This is a genomic window from Cryobacterium sp. MLB-32 (genome assembly GCF_000738085.1).
Classification (GTDB): domain Bacteria; phylum Actinomycetota; class Actinomycetes; order Actinomycetales; family Microbacteriaceae; genus Cryobacterium.
The window spans coordinates 1-787 of the sequence record NZ_JPRS01000333.1 but is presented as its reverse complement, the minus strand read 5'-3'; the positions used below and the strand labels follow the sequence as shown (position 1 = coordinate 787).

General features: G+C 61.4%; 2 protein-coding genes. Both read left to right on the top strand.

What is annotated here, in order from left to right:
- The coding region (locus JF66_RS18290) for an FmdB family zinc ribbon protein (RefSeq protein ID WP_369798064.1) at nt 1-379 on the top strand (379 nt) is incomplete at its 5' end.
- A gap of 25 nt (nt 380-404) precedes the next feature.
- A partial coding sequence (gene mscL, locus JF66_RS18285) for a large conductance mechanosensitive channel protein MscL (RefSeq protein ID WP_035880262.1) occupies nt 405-787 on the top strand: 383 nt, incomplete at its 3' end.

The window sequence follows — 787 nt, the reverse complement described above, 5'->3', positions numbered from 1 at the left end:
TGGAGATTTCGTGCCTACCTATTCCTACCGTTGCACCGAGTGTGACACCGCGTTCGACATTCAGCAGGCCTTCACAGACCACTCGCTCACGGTGTGTCCCACGTGCGAGGGCAAGCTCCGCAAGGTCTTCTCCTCCATCGGCGTGACGTTCAGCGGCTCCGGCTTCTACAGCAACGACTCGAAGTCGGATTCGAAGCGCGCGAACCCCAACCTCGACCGCAAGCCGAGCGAAAAGTCCGGCGATAAGTCCAGCGACAGCTCGACGCCCGCCAAGTCGGACAGTGCCTCCAGCACCCCCACGAAGAAGGAGACGTCGTCTCCCGCCGCCAAGCCATCGACCGGCACAAGTTCCGGATCCAGCGCCTCCGCGGCATCCTAACCTTCACCTGATCGGGAGCTCCACCATGCTTAAAGGCTTCAAAGAATTCATCATGCGCGGCAACGTGATCGACCTCGCGGTTGCCGTGGTCATTGGCACGGCGTTCACCGCCGTCGTCACGTCCATCGTGACCAACATCTTCAACCCGCTGATCGCCGCGATGTTCGACGCCAAAACATTGGCGGAGGCGCTGCCCATCGTTTTACGGTCCGGTGCGAATGAGTCCACCATGCACCTCGGTGCCGTCATCGCAGCGATCATCAACTTCCTGCTCATCGCCGCCGTGGTGTACTTCGTGTTCGTGATGCCGCTCAACAAGCTCAAAGAGGCCCAGGACCGTCGCCGAAAGGCCGGCATTCCCGTCGTCGTCGCGGAGGAGCCGACGACGGAGCTCGACCTCCTCACCGA